The sequence below is a fragment of the Thermococcus sp. genome, from assembly GCF_027012695.1.
Classification (GTDB): Archaea; Methanobacteriota_B; Thermococci; order Thermococcales; family Thermococcaceae; genus Thermococcus.
Genome location: NZ_JALUYR010000070.1, coordinates 1 through 2,276 on the forward strand (window position 1 = coordinate 1; position 2,276 = coordinate 2,276).

The following is a 2,276-nucleotide window of genomic DNA, read 5'->3' on the forward strand; positions in this document are numbered from 1 at the left end:
GCCATAGACCTTCTGAGCGAGAGGGGAATTCCAGTGCACTTCTACACCGTCAGGGGCGATTACAAGGGTTCCTTCGTCAATGACGCCTCACCGAGGGGAAAGCTCCACCTGAGCCAGGCGGAGCACTACCTCAACCCTGAAAAGAGGCTTCACCTGGCAAGGGAGATAGTCAAGGGAATCCAGAACACGATGGCCTTCACCCTGTCGCGCTGGGGCATCAACCCGGTGAAGCTGAACTCGGTGAAGGTCGATGGCGAGAGCGTTGACGGGATAATGGGCAGGGAAGCGGAGCTCTGGAGCCACTACTACCGCTACTTTGGAGAAGCGATAGGCGTTGAGGACTTTAAGAGAACGAGACACCCTCCCGAAGACGAGGTGAACGCGCTGATAAGCTACGCCAACGCGATAACCTATGGTTTAGCCTTCTCTTCGGCGATAAAGGCCGGCCTCGACCCGTCCATAGGCTTCCTTCACGCGGCCAACGACAGGAGGCATTCCTTACCGCTCGATTTGGCTGACATCTTCAAGCCCCTCTACGTCTTCTCGACGGTAAAGACGGCCCTCGACGGTGGTCTCTTTTCAAAGAAGGACTTCAGCAGGAAGGAGAAGGCAGTTTACCTTTCACGGGAGGGCAAAAGGAAGCTCCTCACGGCTTTAACCGACACCCTCAGGAGAACCGTCTACTACAAGCCCTGGAAGAGGAGCATGAGCTACCGCTTCATGATGGACTACGAGGCGAGAAAACTGAAGAGGCACGTCCTCGGCGAAAAGGAGTACAGGGCATTCAGCCCGTGGTGGGCCTGATTGGATTTATGAAGCCGAAGCCGAGGGAGTTGAGTATCCCAACGCCGGACTCCATAGTGAAGGCATAGAAGTCCCTGTTGTCCGGTGTTATATTCGCCTCCAGCAGTTTCCACGTCGAGCCAGGGACGTCGAAGTACCGCCCCCTGATGTTCACCCTGACGTAGACATCCACCCACCCGTCCTTCCTAACGCGCGGGACCATCCTCGTGAAGAGCGGGCCGTCGAGCTGGAAGTATTCGCCCGTGAAGGAGGAGTACTTTTTCACCGCGTTCTCCGTTATGCTCCTGATGAAGTAGTCCAGGCTACCATCGTGGTGGAAGGTGAAGAACTTGCCCATGCCCGGCCTCGCGTTAACGACTATCGGCGAGCCGGTTATGAAAGCCTTTCTCGGCCTCAGGCGAAACTTCTTTATCGAAATAACCTTAAGCGAGTGATTCCCGAGGTAGAGCCTCTCGTCAGGGAGGAGCTTCTCGTAGAGGGTCTCTATGAATCCCTCGTCCGGCGAGCTTATGATGAGGCTTTTCCTTGTCCCGGGCTTAAAGTGACCGCTCGGGTAGAGGTCGGAGAAGGTGAAGAGCTTGAAGGAGCTTGAGTCGTGTAGTTTCCTGTACTCGGTGGAGTCCAGGTGGGAGTATATCATCGCCTGTACCGCGTGCTTGCCGAAGGCCCACTCGGGAAAGCTTTCCTCCGATTCGAGGTCGAGCTTTATCCTCATGGACGGAAAAAGGCCCGGGAAAAAGAAAACCCTTTCGGTGGCAGAGATGTGTAGCAATGCACATTCCCTTTCCGGGCTTTTCCCTTTTTGGATTGTTGCGCCGGTGCACCGGCGTTTTTCCGATGAGGAAGGTCGAATAGAGCCGTTCAGCTTAAGAAAAGCCTCTAGAATCCCGGGTTTCAAAAAGTGTGCACTGCTAAAGAAGACGTTTTCGGCCAGTTTTCTAAAAACGGGGCAAAACTGCCAAAGATAGGTGGAGCGATCGCACAGCCGAAGGTCATAAAAGGGAAAACAAGCTCTTATAACAGATTTCGTATTTTTACATTGCATGAGAGTAGTTCAATGTACGTTTTTGCAAACGGGAGATAGATTCCACCCAAAACCGCGAGAAAAGATGGGTTAAGCTCCTGCCAACCCGAGGAAGGAACGTGGAAAGGTTTCCGGGCAGGGGTTAGAGGGGGCTTCCTCGCGGGTTCCCTGGGTCAGAAGGGGGTTTTCCCGGGAGATAGGTGGAGCGAACTCTGGGTATTTTCGAGAAGTCCGACATTGGGGTTATAAAAAGTTTAAATTCCAAAGACGGCCGTTTCACCATCTTTTATCCGGCCGGAAAAGATATGGGGCACTCCAGTTTGCCGTTTTCCAACGAACGTTAGTTCTAGAGAAGCGTTCCAACGGCAGGTTTTTAGGGGCCACCAGAAGGCGAAAGGCTTATATAGGAGTTTTTCCTCTCTCTATTTGCCCAGTGGGGCGAAAAAGT

General features: G+C 53.4%; 2 protein-coding genes. One reads left to right on the forward strand and one right to left on the reverse strand.

The features are described 5' to 3' along the window. Positions 1–804: CRISPR-associated endonuclease Cas1 (gene cas1 / locus MV985_RS05920; protein ID WP_297464296.1), on the forward strand; the 804-nt coding region annotated here is incomplete at its 5' end. Here the strand turns inward: cas1 and cas6 are convergent. Then, positions 785–1,519: a CRISPR-associated endoribonuclease Cas6 gene (gene cas6, locus MV985_RS05925; RefSeq protein WP_297464298.1), complete on the reverse strand. Its 735-nt coding sequence runs from the start codon at positions 1,517–1,519 to the stop codon at positions 785–787. The two genes, cas1 and cas6, sit on opposite strands and share 20 nt — an antisense overlap. Between the last annotated feature and the right edge of the window lie 757 nt (positions 1,520–2,276).